Raw genomic sequence first — 13,206 nt, forward strand, 5'->3', positions numbered from 1 at the left:
CTATTGAAGTAAACGATACTACCCTCAAGTTTAAGAAAGCAGTAATTGCTACAGGAGCAAGAGCAGTAAGACCCCGAGTTGAGGGCATGCAAGAGGCGGGGTATCTCACCAATGAAACAGTATTTTCTCTGACAGAACGTCCCAATCGACTAGCTGTTATTGGTGGCGGTCCAATTGGGTGTGAATTAGCTCAGTCTTTCCGCCGTTTAGGTTGTGAAGTAGTGCTGTTCCATCGCGGTTCTCACATTTTAAATAAAGAAGATGCTGACGCCGCCGATATTGTTCAAAAAGTCTTTTTAAAAGAAGGTATCCGTTTAGTCCTGGGTGCCCAATTGAACCGGGTAGAGAAGACAGAAGCAGGTAAAACCTTACACTTCAATAGCTGCACTGGTTTGGAAGAGTCGGTCACAGTAGATGAAATTTTGATCGGTGCTGGACGTGCCCCCAATGTGGAAGGGTTAAATTTGGAACTGGTCGGGGTAGAGTATGACCAGCGTAAAGGAGTGAAGGTGAATGATTACCTTGAGACTACCAATCCCAAAATTTATGCTGCTGGTGATATTTGCATGGACTGGAAGTTTACCCATGCAGCGGATTCAGCCGCACGGATTGTGATTAAGAATACTCTATTTTCTCCCTTTGGCTTCGGTAAATATAAACTGAGTAACTTGGTGATGCCTTGGGCAACCTATACTGATCCAGAAATTGCCCATGTGGGAATGTATGAACATGAAGCTCAAGCGAAAGGGTTTAATGTTAATACGATTAAAATTCCCTTTAGTACTGTAGACCGAGCGATCGCAGATGGGGAAGAAGAGGGATTTGTTAAAATTCACCACAAGAAGGGGTCAGATCAAATCCTGGGAGCAACTATTGTGGCAACTCATGCCGGGGAAATGATTTCTGAGGTGACTACAGCAATTGTCCATAAGATTGGTTTGAGTAAGCTTTCCAGCGTAATTCATCCCTATCCAACTCAAGCAGAAGGAATTAAAAAAGCCGCAGATGCCTATCGCCGCACTCTCTTAACACCAAGAACTAAAACATTTTTAGAATTCCTAACAAAGCTTTCTTAGGGAAAACGAATTAACAAAAAGCGATCGCCCTCTAAGAACAAGCGATCGCTACTCTTGATAAATGTGTTTACCCTGGGGCTACTGTAGTGATTCACCAAAACCGCTACAGTAGCAAAGCTAAGAATTCGTTAGGAAGAAAACCTAAGCAGTTAAAGGATGAATCGACAGACCTTCTCGGCTCTGAGGGAATCAGCTTTTGAGAAACTACGCTCGTTTGCGATCGCCCTCACATGATACCACCTGTGGCTGAAACCGCCCCCATCCTTTCGGGGAACAGCTGTGTCTTTGTTATCCCAGATTAGCCAGGATGTTGTGGAATTTCTCAGTTTGACTTAGCGCCTCTAGCCTTGCCCAAGGATAAGTGAGTTTATATTTTTCCTCTAGCTTGTCCATGTCTTCCTCTACTCTTCTTGTTACCTCTTCCAAATCGATAAGTGACTCATTATAACTGTGAGCTTCTATAAGTTCTACCATTGTTTCTAGAGGAGCAGTCCAAGCATAGTACCTAATGATTTTTTCATTGATCTGTTTATTCAAAAGCTCTTTAGCCTTTTCCCAGAGCTTGAAGGTAATTTCCATTACCCGTCGTGTTTCTTCAACGTAAGAGCTATCAACTTTTTCCCTAGAAGCCATGTAAGGGTAAGTCCACAGTTTGATCCATGTAATGCCTTTGTATTGGTGAGCTGTGTCTCCAACTGCTTGAGAGAGGCTGGTGAATTGCTCAAATTTAACTACACTATCTTCAAAGCCAACCGGATTCCAACTTAATAACCATTGAGGGGTGCCAGGGGATTCTTGTATTAAGTCGCTAAGATGTTCTTGATATTTTTTAGGATGAGATAGACGAAAGTTAACTGCTCTAAAAATTGCTGCCAGCAAGTAGTATCTAGTACCTTGATCGTATAATTTTTTTATGTCTTGATTTTTACCACCAAGTACATTGGGAATACGCTTTAGTAATTGATAGGAAACTTGGTTACCGCGATGTCCCCAGTAGTGAGCAGCACGTAAAACATAAGTGTAAAAATTCGGAGTTAAAGGAGAGTCAATCTGCTTTAATTGTTCTGGTAACAGGGACTCAATTTTGGACTGTAAATCTTGAGAATTTAAACTTTCATTTTTAAGGTTGATAAAACCTTCTGGAGTTGTAGCGACGAGATTGTGTGAATGATCCAACAAAAATAGTTTATACCAATGCCACACTTTTTGCTCATATTCAGTAGATGAGCCGTAAACATCAATTACCTTCTTATGTGCCAGCATCATGTTATCAACAGCTTCTGTTAGGCTAGTAGAACGATCTGCATAGTAACCGTGACCGATCATTTTGCTAAGAATGACATAACCCTTAAGATTGCTTTTATCAGGGCTTAGTAAATCTCTTATTTTTTCAATCTGTTTTAGGTTATTTTCTAAATACCCTGTATCATAAACGTACTGTTGGAACACTAAGTTATCAAATAGTACATCTTGAATATCTAGAAAATTATCATCTTCCCTGAGCTTTTTAATAAAAAATTCCTGAATCAGTGGATGTATTGGGTTCCTTTCTTGACCATTAATGAGATTAATATCTCCCAAATTATTATTTGCTATTCCACGTACTTCTGCTATTGGTGGAGCTACTTTTTCAACCATTGACCAAACATTGGGAGGAATGTCAAATAGACTAAGTAAAGCTCCTAACTGTTTCCCTCCTTTGGTTAGATACTTCCAACTCAAATTGAAAACGGTATAGACTCCTTCATATAGCTGCCGATCTCCAAACGGTATATTTAAGCTGCTGTCCTCTTCAATAAGCTCCATAAATCCCGAATCTATGCCTTCTTCTTCTAGCTCCTCCAGTAAATCTTCCAAAGAGTCCGCCTGCAAGTAGTTTAGGTATCGTCCTACCAGTGTTAAACCCAAGGGTAAATAACCCATCCTCTCGCAAATCAGTTGAGCTTTTTCTAGTTCCCTTTCTACACGTTCTTCTCCAATTAACTTCTTCAACAGTTCAATTGCACTATTTTTATCTAATACGTCTAGATGCAAGGATTTTATTATTCTTGTATCTAATTTTAATCGGGTTGTAATTATGACCTTTATATCTTTATAACCTTTAGGGATATAGGAAAATATTTCCTGATATAATTCTTTGGTGACATCATCAATAATTAGAAGCTTTTCACCTTTAAATAAGCCAGACCATTTATTCCAGCAAGCTTGAACTTGAGCTGATTGTTCTTGCTTGTCTTGTGGTATAAAATTGAGATAAGTAGCCGCAAACTCTAATATTTCCTTGAAGATATCTACCCCTCTTGCGTCTAGCCAGAGCACACCACCTGGATAACTTTTTGAACCTATGGATTGATGAGGCCTCCCAAAAAAATAAGCTATAAACCTTGCCATAAAACCTAATTTATCGACATGTCTATGGGTGTATTGAAGAGCTAATTCTGTTTTCCCAACGCCTCCCATACCTGTAACGGCAGTGATAGCCAAAGTCCCTACCTCGTTTAGTTGACGATGTAGTTTTCTTAAGTCTTTATCACGACCGACAAATTTATCTTTATCTATAGCTGTTCTGGAAATTTTATAAGGAGGAGATTTTGATTCTGGAAAGCGGATGTTTATTTCTTGGCTAACAGGTCCTTCAAAGATTACATTTGGGCTATCTTTCACAATAATCTGTGTGATACCACATAAGGACTTTGTCTTTTTTTGAATATAGCCTTGGTAAAGCAGATTTTGTATGATCTGTGGAATCCCATCCCAAATCTGTTTGGGTAACTTTAGTAGCTTTAGTAAACTTATTATTTTCACAGCTTGAATTCTTTAGCAGGATTATGGAATTTCTATCTCATGGCTGCTTAACCCAAAAGTTCCAATATCAACCGGCAATCTCAACTAACTTGGGTACATCTCATATTTGTAAAAAAGAAGGGTAGTGCGGGGAGTATAGGAAGTGTGTAAAGTTTGGCAATTGTGAAAATTTTATTATATTTTCTCCATAATTTAATTTATGTAGATGCACCAGAATAAGTTTTTATTATTTCCCGAAAACTCTATTAATTAAGGTTAATTTTTTGGTAAACTTTTCCTATCTTGATATTTGTAGCTGTAGTATTGCTTATTCCGATCTGCTCAACCAAACGACTTCCAAAATCTTTCAGGTTTATATCTTGGTCTATGCCTTCTACCTCAATGGAGTCTTCCACTTTAAGAGCATTTATTACCACCTGACGGGTAATTCCCATTGACTCCAGTAACTTTTTCAGATGTTCTTGATATCCTTGGTCTTCCTGCATCTGCTCAATCAACTCAGCCTCGATAACCTCCCGATTTTCTTCAGCTTGCTCTAGCAAGTATATCTTGTCTCTTTCCTCAAATTTATTGCGTACAAGTTGAAACAGTTGGGAGAAACGATTCAAACTACCTTCGGCTAAGGATTCTCCTGTCTTGTTAGCAGCACCTTGAACAATGAGAGCAGTAATAGCAGCAGCAGTTAATGTCGATGTCAGTAGTTCCATAATATAGCTCTACAAGAGAAAAGATATTAATATTATTCAGACAAATCTGGTTAAATTTGACAGGGTAAACGCATCTAATTTTTTTATTACTACATAAGCATGCACACAAAACTGATTAGACATTTATAAAATTACAACTCTTACAATGTAAGGGTTACAGAGATTATGACTAGGTAATTAATTCTGTGTAGGTGCTTAGAGTTTATTGAATTCGATGAACACTATATCTAAAAAATTACTTGTCAATAAGCACAGTAAAATCGGGGGTTATTGAGAACTACCCCAAGTTTATTGACAAGATGCGTTTACCCTGTTACATTTGACTGATGCAGTTACCAGGGCAAAAGCATCTTATTTTTGAAAGGCAGGCGGGGTAAGAATTTCAACGATCAAGTCCTGTTTTTAATCAATTGATGAAATCTTTACTGGATAAGGGTTTTGGAATTTAGATGCCTTTGCCCTGATTTTACTAACTACTTTCTTTTACACTGGCCAGAAGAAGATTCCGGAATCTCAAAAATATTTTTCTCACGGCGACTTTAGTCGCTACTAACCTTGATCCCCGCTTTAAAGACGGGGCTTTCGGTTTCTGAATGTAACTAGCAGAAGCGCAATGAAATATCCCTTAACACTTTTAGACCCTCTAGATATAGATCCCCGTAACTCGGAGTTTGCCGGACCCTATGAAATTGGATATGAACACCTGTCCAAACTTTTCCCTGGTTTAGACAGCCAGTTTGTATCCCTTGAAGTAGGTCCCATGATTGAAAACGGGGGCATTTCATACACAGAACTGGCAATCCTTGCAGCTCTTACGCGCTGGCTCCAACCTAAGCAAGTCCTGGAAATTGGTACTTTTCATGGTTGGACATCCCACAACCTAGCTCTTCAATTAAGTGATGATGCTGAATTAGTCACCATTAACCTTCCAGATGGTCGAACCCCTCGCCTCGACTCTGGTGGATGGAACGCACGTTACTTCCCAGTGGATAAGACACCGCTCTTTTTTGAAGGTCGTCCAACAGCTAACCGCATCAAGCAAATCAAGGAAGATACAGCTAACCTGAGTGCTAAGGATTTCCAAAACAAATTTGACCTAATTTTCATTGATGGATCACACTCCTTTGCCTATGTTGAGAATGACACCAAACTTGCTTTATCAGTTGCCAATGAGCAAGCTATTATTCTTTGGCATGACTATGGAAAGCCTGCTCATTGGGCCGGAGTGATAGAGTATCTACACCGCTCGTCTCGTGAAGGACACTTGTACCCACTTTATTGGCTTCACCATTATATGGGTCCCCAGACCAGCCTTATTCTCTACATTCGAGGTCTAAGAGCTGATTTGTAAATAAAAAATTAAGACGCTAATCTTCTTGTCATCACTGAAGGAGTAGGGTAGGTATCATGCCCGCCCTACTCCTATTGGCGTTGCATAAATTCGGAATGATTTTAAGAGTTTTGTGGAATGGGCATCTTGGTGGAACTGGCATCTTGCCAGTTTCAATATATTTCCCGCAGGCAGGATACCTACCCCACTCATATTTATCCAAAGATTCAGCAATGCCGAAAAAGCCAAAAGCAAAGAGGGTTTTCAGCGATCCAGTCCCTACTCCCTACTCCCTACTCCCTTAGCTATAGATAGTATGAAAAAAAATACCATCACAGGAAAACTATGGCAACAGGGATGCTCGTTAACGGAAAATGGACTAACGAAGCCTATCAGCAAGACCCCCAAGGGCGATTCATGCGTAATCCCACCAAGTTTCGTAATTGGATTCGTGCTGATGGCTCCACAGACTATAAACCAGCCTCTGGACGCTACCATCTCTATGTTTCTTATGCTTGTCCCTGGGCGCACCGCACTCTGATTATGCGAGCCTTAAAGGGATTGGAGGAAGCGATTACCCTGTCCATTGTTGACCCATTTATGGATAAAGATGGATGGGAATTTTCCGATGGGCCTGGTTGTATCCCTGATACAGTCAATGGTGCTCGCTATTTGCGGGAAGTTTATATCAAAGGTGACCCTAACTGTACCGGACGGGTGACCGTTCCAGTACTTTGGGATAAGGAAACTGGCACGATTGTTAATAATGAATCCCGTGAAATTATTCGGATGTTTGACCTAGAGTTCGACGGGATTGCTCAGTCGGATATCAGCTTTTATCCGGAGAATTTACGAGAAGAGATTGATAAAACCATTGATGCCATTTACCAACCTATTAATAATGGTGTTTATCGAGCTGGATTCGCTACTACTCAGCAAGCTTATGAAGAAGGAGTAACTGACCTCTTTAATGCCCTTGACTATTGGGAAGGGGTGTTAGGTAAACAACGTTATCTCTGTGGCGATCGCATTACAGAAGCCGATTGGTGTATGTTTACCACTCTGCTACGCTTTGACTCAGTTTACTATTTCCATTTCAAATGTAATTGGCAACGAATTCTGGATTATCCCAATTTGTGGAATTATCTCAAAGACCTTTATCATCAACCAGGGGTAGAAGAAACTTGTAATATTGACCATATTAAGGATCATTATTATAAGAGTCATCCCTTTATTAATCCCTCTGGGATTGTACCAAAAGGACCACAAATTAGTTTTAGTGATTAAGGCTATCAGCTATCAGCTTAAGCGCTACGCGCACGCTACGCGAACAGCTATCAGCTATTAGCTATCAGCTATTAGCTATCAGCTTAAGCGCTACGCGCACGCTACGCGAACAGCTATCAGCTAATGTGTACTTGAGATGCTTTTGAATAAGCGATGCAGCGCGGTCTTGGGGAGCCAGTGCGGTCTTGGGGGTTCCCCCCATGAGCAACTGGCGTGGTTTCCCCCATGAGCGACTGCATCAAGACAACAGGTAAGCATTGGTTTAATCTGAGTTAAGTCCCAGCGTCGAAGCCTGTGCCACAGCTGATGGCTGATGGCTGATGGCTGACGGCTGACGGCTGACGGCTGATGGCTGACCGCTGACCACTGACCGCTGACCACTGACCGCTGACCACTGACCGCTGATAGCTTACCTGTCAAGTTATTCTTGATTCAAGAAAGGAGACTTAGATTTGATTTTAAACACGGAATCTGAAAACTCACCAATGGAATCAGGAACAGATACAATTTCCGGTTCGGTGCGTTTTCCAAACATCAAGGTTGCTTTACTAGTAGAGGGAGAGAAAAGAATCTGTGTGATTTTGCTATAATCCCACCTTTTCTGATCATAGAGAGCAAGCACCTTCGTAAGATTCTCTAAGGTCATCTCCTCCTTATTCTCGAACATAAACTCAACAGGGCGATTAAAGACTTTGTCCAAAAAATTGCCGTAAAACTCATCAATATATAGGTTTCGAGTTTGTGTCATCATCAGTACCTTACGCAATTCCTGACTTAACTCATAGGCTCCGTCTTTGGTGCAAATCACCTGCTCATTGATAGCAACGGATTTCTGAGACCCATTTTTGCGACAAGGATTATTGTTAGAAGACTTTACCACTCGTCCAGAGTTGAGGTCGTCCCCAAGTTGATCAAACTCATCAACCACTCCGCGTGTGCCTTGGATTATACGCCTGCCTTCACGAATGGTATTAGTTACCTCTTGAACATCTCGACGGATTTGGCGGAGCTCATCGAATAATCCAGCAATCTCGAAGGTGCGAACATTGCTATTGTCATGCTTCCGAGGTACTATTCCGGCTGTTGCGGGAAGCATTTGCCACATCACGGATGCTGACAACAGGTAAGCTGAACCTTGGAAAATGAATTTGTGAACCATGACTATGGAATCCTGACTTAAAGTGGTCCACTATCTTTTTCTTTTGGCAAAATTAAAATCCGGAAACTTATCGACAATTTTTCCGGATCTGGTCAGCTGACCCTTGTATGATCAACTCCGGTTGAATACCGATGATTAAGAGTGTGGGGAGATGGGGAGATTGGGGAGATGGGGAGATGGGGAGATGGGGAGATGGGGAGATCTAACAGGGGTAGGTTTTTTACATTTGGGTCGGGAGTCGGGAATCGGGAGTCGGGAGTCGGGAAAAGCGGGAAATTGGGAGAATTATCCTGGAAATCATGGTGTATTTTGATAGATATGGATAGAAGTTTATACCTAATAAAAGTACCTACTCGCCGTAAAAAACCTACCCTTGTAAGCTACTCCCTAATCCCTAAACCCTACACCCTACACCCTACTCCCTACTCCCTATTCCCTATCTCCTAGATTTCCCGTCGATAGCGGGGACGTGCTGGTATTCCCCAGCATACTTGCTGCTCTGGGATATTACTAAACACAGTGCTGCGAGCACCAATAACGGCATTGGCTCCAATTTGAACACCGGGCGCAATGAAGCAATCGGCGGCAATCCAGGCTCCATTACCAACACGAATCTCAGATGTGATTAAACCAAAGGCTGGGTCTTTCATATCGTGGCTACCAGTACAGAGGTAACATTTTTGAGAAATAACGCAATGACTACCAATGCGAATTCTATCCAAGCTGTAGAAAACTACATCATCCCCAATCCAACTATAGTCACCAACTTCTACTTTCCAGGGGTAAGTAAAACGAGCAGTGGGTCGAATGATCACATTAGTACCAATCTTGGCTCCAAATAGTTGTAGCAGCCATCGGCGGAAGCCATTGAAGTTATGAGGACTTAAGGGAAATGCGATCGCTTGCACCAACCACCAGAGTAAGATGAACCAGCCCGGACGTCCTCGGTCAAACCAAGATTGGTCGTACTGGCGTAAATCCACTAAGGGTTCTAAATCTAACGCTGGTAGTTTACTTAAGTCATTAGTCATAATTTAGACTCAGGGATTTGGAGAGACAACTGATGGCTTTGGCGTTACTGGTGTCTGTACTGGTTCAGTTTTTTCTACATTTAGCTTACCGCTAAACTTTTGTAACTCATAGAGTTTGACACCAATTTGATATTCATACTGACTCAACAGGCGTCCATAAATGTACCCAGCTTTTCCATCTAAAAAGCCCAGCTGGATAAAGTAAAACAAAATAAAGCGCAGTAATGGTTTAAACGGTAGTCGAACCCAGATTTTTTTCAGAAACCGCTTACGCTGCACGGCGTCTCCAAATAGATTTCCCCCGATGGTGCCAGAGTCATCTTTACCGGTTAGTAGATTCAGATAGACACGAGCTTCCCAATTGGAGTAGCGATTGTGCCGTTCTAGCCAATGGTAAATATCCTTAAAGTCAATGTGTAGCATATCATTTTCAAGATAGCCAGCCTTGCCGTGTAGGACAACATGTTCATGGACTTCGTTGTCTCCAGTATTGGGAATTCCTTCCGTTTTTAGGTTTTCGTAGCGACCTTTTTCGTGCTTAAACAACCGTAGATTCCAGTCTGGATATTTGCCACCAAAGCGAATCCATTGTCCTAGGAAGAATACTCTACGATTGATATAGTAGCCATTATGATCAGGATTTTCGATTGCCACAGCAATCTCATCCCAAAGTTCTGGAGTAATGCGTTCGTCACAATCAACAATTAATACCCATTCATTACGGAATTCAATATTTTCTAAGCTCCAGTTTTTCTTTTTGGGCCAAAACCCATCAAAATAGAATTGAACTATGTTGGCACCGTATTCTTCGACAATTTCAATGGAGCGATCGCTGCTTTGGGAATCGACAACAAAAACTTCATCTGCTCTATTAACACTCTCAAGACAAGCTGGTAAATTAGCCTCTTCATTTTTGGCTGGAATTAGAACTGATACCGGAAGTTTAGTGTTAGGGGATTTCATAATTAAACACCTGGAATTGTGGACGTTTTATGAAAAGTCTATTAGCCTAGAATAACTAACAGCAAACCTTAAGAAAAATTAAGGCTTATCAGTCAACAGTTAACAGTCAACAATCAACCAAAATTATCTGTGCTATGGCAAAGGGAACAGGAAACAGGGAATAGGGAACAGGGAGTAGGGAACAGCGATGCAGCGCCTTCATGCGGGGGTTTCCCCCATGAGCGACTGCATCAAGACGGGAGTAGGGAATATCGCATCAAAATTATCTCAATTCCTACACGGATTGCTATATAATATAAGATAACCTGTTGTCCAGTCTGATTAATGACTGGAGTGGTTTTGGGATAGAGAGGAGTTGCTCCTTTTTAGCATTCCTTTAATTACTGCACTCAGATAACCGATTTGACCATAGGCATAAACCAAATTATCAAAGCGCAAAGCTGGATTGCGGAAGTGCTTCAAGGATTTGTAGATTCCTCGAATCATTCGTTCACCTCCCCGTAAAAATTGGGCAGTACCAGCACGACCAACCAATTGTTCACGGTAACACTCGCTAATACCTTGCCACCAACCACGATTCAAAAACCAACGTTTATTGATTCGTTCTGGGGCAACATTGTGAGCTACTAGAGCATCAGGCAGATAAGCAACCTGCCAACCATCCTGGAGAGCTAATTCTGTCATATGTAACTCTTCATTAGATAACAAATTTTTCCCCACACGACCTAAATTGACATCAAAACCACCGATTTTATCCAGAAAAGTCCGCCTGATCGAGTAATTTAAACCTCTGGGAGTCAAACCAGGATTTTGGATCTCAATTAGGGTTTCCCCTAGGTCATAAGCTCCCAAATTTCCGGCTAGGTCTGGTGACAACCAGGAGGGAGAGGTAATGCCATCTGGCCACAATAGGGTTACTTTACCACCAGCAATTGCTAGTTTCTCGTTACTTTGATAAGCTTCGTAAATTGTCTTAAGCCAACGGGGACTGGCAACGGCATCATCATCCAGATAAGCTAAAATAGCAGCAGAGGCAGTGGCAGCCCCGGTGTTACGAGCTACGGATAAACCAAGTACGGGTTCATAAACATAGTTTAGTCGAGAGTTGTCCAAGCGTTGGTCAACTATGTTACGGGTGCGATCGCTTGAGGCATTATCGACCACAATTACTTCATAATCGGCAAAATCCTGCTGTAGCAAGCTATCAATGGCTGCACCCAAATATTCTTCACGATTGTGGGTGCAGATGATGGCAGAAATTAGAGGCTCTGACATAGGGAACCTGATCGAGGAAGCTTCATTCTTAGTATTCCCTACTCAACCAGGATTGTTCAACCTTCTTGATTACTGGTATTAACCCATATACCCTTAATGGGGCATCAATCAGTGGCACAGAAAAATTACACTGAAGTCAGTATTTCTCGCTTCTTTACAAAGATTTCCATAGTTCGGTTCACTTTTGTCATCAGCATCTTTCAGAATTATTAATTGGATTGACTGAAACTTTTATTGGTTATGGCAGTTACTATCAAGCAGTTGAATCAATGGAAACAACAGGAGCGCCAGATTGTGGTGCTGACCGCTGCGGATTATGCGATCGCTCAGCTGTTGGATGAAGCGGGAGTAGACATAATCATGGTCGGGGATTCTCTAGCAATGGTTACGCTGGGTTACTCCACAACGCTGCCAGTGACCCTTGAGGAAATGATTCACCATGCCAAAGCGGTGTGTCGGGGTGTTAAACGGGCATTAGTGGTTTGTGATTTGCCGTTTTTGAGTTATCAGGAAAGTCCTCAGCAGGCAATCCACTCTGCCGGTAGAGTGTTGAAGGAAACTGGGGCAGTGGCAGTGAAGTTGGAGGGAGGATATCCTGCCATGGCTGAAACCGTGGGGAGGCTTACGGCTGTGGGAATTCCGGTGATGGGTCATGTAGGTTTGACACCCCAGTCTATTAATCTGCTAGGTTTACGGCAACAAGGAAAAACACCGGAAACTGGGGAGCGGATTTTGCAGAATGCGATCGCATTGGAGCAAGCTGGTGCCTTTGCTATCGTTTTGGAACATATTCCAAGCGATTTGGCAAGGTCAATTACACAAAAATTAACTATTCCCACCATTGGCATTGGAGCCGGACCCCACTGTGATGGGCAGGTGTTAGTGACAGCAGATTTACTAGGACTTTCCGAGCGCCAGCCACCTTTTGCTAAGTCTTATGGGAATTTGCGTCAGGTAATTACCCAAGCCGTGCAGGAGTTTAGTACAGAGGTTCGTTCTGGAAAATTTCCATTAGACCCATAATCAAGATACCATTGAAGTAAAAGCTTCACAATGAAAATAGATAGAAGATTTTTTATCGGCTGGATCAGTGCGATCGCTTATGGAATTTTTTCCAAGGTTAATGCTCAACCCTATAATCCAGCAGCTAGAGGAAAAATTGTTATCAATCAAATAGGTTATTACCCAACTGGACCTAAGTTGGCGTTCTTAATCAATTCCCCAAATTCGGAAAACAATCAGGTTGAACTTGTTGATTTAATCACTCACAAAACGGTTTTTGTCACCAACCTGGGAAACTCTGTAAACGATAAAGCCAGTAAGGATAAAATCAGAGTTATTGATTTTACTAAATTCGATAAATCAGGTAGCTATTACCTGAAATATGGCTATAGTCAGTCTTATCCGTTTGGCATTGGTAAAGAAATTTATAAGGATACCTTTACAAAGCTACTCCGGTCCTACTATTTGCAACAGTGTGGTGTTGCTGTAAATGATTCAGTATCTGGAGTAAAACATCCCCCCTGCCATCTCAAAGATGGGATTATTGCCCACAACGATGAGTTTCATAAAG

14 protein-coding genes are annotated in these 13,206 nt (G+C 41.7%); 7 read left to right on the top strand and 7 right to left on the bottom strand.

From position 1 onward, the window contains the following. A partial coding sequence (locus F6K52_RS21460) for a mercuric reductase (protein ID WP_293082343.1) occupies positions 1–1,076 on the top strand: 1,076 nt, incomplete at its 5' end. A gap of 288 nt (positions 1,077–1,364) precedes the next feature. Here F6K52_RS21460 and F6K52_RS21465 read toward each other — a convergent pair. Beyond that, positions 1,365–3,881 carry an NB-ARC domain-containing protein gene (locus F6K52_RS21465; RefSeq protein ID WP_293082344.1) on the bottom strand — a complete coding sequence of 839 codons (2,517 nt, stop codon included), beginning with the start codon at positions 3,879–3,881 and terminating at the stop codon, positions 1,365–1,367. 245 nt (positions 3,882–4,126) lie between these two features. After that, on the bottom strand, positions 4,127–4,588 hold the full coding sequence (locus F6K52_RS21470; protein ID WP_293082346.1) for a hypothetical protein: 462 nt from the start codon (positions 4,586–4,588) through the stop codon (positions 4,127–4,129). A gap of 613 nt (positions 4,589–5,201) precedes the next feature. On the opposite strand from F6K52_RS21470, the gene F6K52_RS21475 reads away from it, so the two are divergent. The 3 genes from F6K52_RS21475 to F6K52_RS21485 are packed head-to-tail and all read left to right on the top strand — an operon-like array spanning position 5,202 to position 7,205. Beyond that, positions 5,202–5,939 carry a class I SAM-dependent methyltransferase gene (locus F6K52_RS21475; RefSeq protein WP_293082349.1) on the top strand — a complete coding sequence of 246 codons (738 nt, stop codon included), beginning with the start codon at positions 5,202–5,204 and terminating at the stop codon, positions 5,937–5,939. Positions 5,940–5,995: 56 nt separating this feature from the next. Beyond that, the gene (locus F6K52_RS21480; protein ID WP_293082352.1) at positions 5,996–6,223 is read left to right on the top strand and encodes a hypothetical protein; all 228 of its coding nucleotides are present in this window, start codon (positions 5,996–5,998) and stop codon (positions 6,221–6,223) included. A gap of 40 nt (positions 6,224–6,263) precedes the next feature. Next, positions 6,264–7,205: a glutathione S-transferase family protein gene (locus F6K52_RS21485; RefSeq protein ID WP_293082355.1), complete on the top strand. Its 942-nt coding sequence runs from the start codon at positions 6,264–6,266 to the stop codon at positions 7,203–7,205. Positions 7,206–7,325: 120 nt separating this feature from the next. Here the strand turns inward: F6K52_RS21485 and F6K52_RS21490 are convergent, their stop codons facing one another. Next, complete coding sequence (locus F6K52_RS21490) at positions 7,326–7,625, bottom strand: hypothetical protein (protein ID WP_293082358.1); 300 nt, start codon at positions 7,623–7,625, stop codon at positions 7,326–7,328. A 1-nt stretch (position 7,626) separates the two neighbouring features. Continuing rightward, a complete protein-coding gene (locus tag F6K52_RS21495) occupies positions 7,627–8,364 on the bottom strand; it encodes a hypothetical protein (RefSeq protein WP_293082361.1) in 738 nt (245 codons plus the stop codon). Positions 8,365–8,532: 168 nt separating this feature from the next. Between F6K52_RS21495 and F6K52_RS21500 the strand changes: the two genes are divergently transcribed. Continuing rightward, positions 8,533–8,811, top strand: coding sequence for a hypothetical protein (locus tag F6K52_RS21500; protein WP_293082364.1), 279 nt, complete (start codon positions 8,533–8,535; stop codon positions 8,809–8,811). Here the strand turns inward: F6K52_RS21500 and hpsU are convergent. The 3 genes from hpsU to F6K52_RS21515 all read right to left on the bottom strand — a co-directional run bounded on the left by hpsU (position 8,808) and on the right by F6K52_RS21515 (position 11,633). After that, positions 8,808–9,395 carry a hormogonium polysaccharide biosynthesis acetyltransferase HpsU gene (gene hpsU / locus F6K52_RS21505; RefSeq protein WP_293082367.1) on the bottom strand — a complete coding sequence of 196 codons (588 nt, stop codon included), beginning with the start codon at positions 9,393–9,395 and terminating at the stop codon, positions 8,808–8,810. The two genes, F6K52_RS21500 and hpsU, sit on opposite strands and share 4 nt — an antisense overlap. Positions 9,396–9,404: 9 nt before the next feature. Further along, positions 9,405–10,358 carry a glycosyltransferase family 2 protein gene (locus F6K52_RS21510; protein ID WP_293082369.1) on the bottom strand — a complete coding sequence of 318 codons (954 nt, stop codon included), beginning with the start codon at positions 10,356–10,358 and terminating at the stop codon, positions 9,405–9,407. A gap of 321 nt (positions 10,359–10,679) precedes the next feature. Beyond that, complete coding sequence (locus F6K52_RS21515) at positions 10,680–11,633, bottom strand: glycosyltransferase family 2 protein (RefSeq protein WP_293082372.1); 954 nt, start codon at positions 11,631–11,633, stop codon at positions 10,680–10,682. A gap of 240 nt (positions 11,634–11,873) precedes the next feature. Here F6K52_RS21515 and panB point away from each other — a divergent pair, with 240 nt between their 5' ends. Continuing rightward, positions 11,874–12,656, top strand: coding sequence for a 3-methyl-2-oxobutanoate hydroxymethyltransferase (gene panB, locus F6K52_RS21520; protein ID WP_293082386.1), 783 nt, complete (start codon positions 11,874–11,876; stop codon positions 12,654–12,656). Between the two features lie 30 nt (positions 12,657–12,686). Next, positions 12,687–13,206: cellulase N-terminal Ig-like domain-containing protein (locus F6K52_RS21525; protein WP_293082389.1), on the top strand; the 520-nt coding region annotated here is incomplete at its 3' end.

The sequence above is a fragment of the Moorena sp. SIO3H5 genome (genome assembly GCF_010692395.1).
Classification (GTDB): Bacteria; Cyanobacteriota; Cyanobacteriia; order Cyanobacteriales; family Coleofasciculaceae; genus Moorena.